We start from the raw sequence: 271 nt of genomic DNA on the forward strand, positions 1-271 counted from the left end.
TGATGGATTGCGAATGCGGTAGGCTAGCACCAATTGACTTGGCGACCACAGGTGAGTGACTGCAAATGTCCCTGCTTTTCCATCGTGCCGTCGAGCACATGGAAATATGGAGCGCCAGCAGCGACGGCTATTCATTCGTGATCAGCTTCGAAAGTCTTACCGGCCCTGGCTTTCGCGGAAGTCCCGGCTATGTCGCGTCATGGCGCCCGTTTGAACAGAGCCGTGGCGCGATCAGGGTCGTTGGCTCGCCCTTCAAAACTTTTGCCGAGGC

At 56.8% G+C, this 271-nt stretch carries 1 protein-coding gene; it reads left to right on the plus strand.

Going from position 1 to position 271, the window contains the following annotated elements; genetic code table 11:
• Positions 1 to 65 precede the first annotated feature (65 nt).
• Positions 66 to 271, plus strand: a 206-nt coding sequence (locus AC5ZG1_RS44945; protein WP_496136643.1) for a hypothetical protein, incomplete at its 3' end; no start/stop codon positions are given.

This window comes from Bradyrhizobium sp. Leo78 (assembly GCF_059512425.1).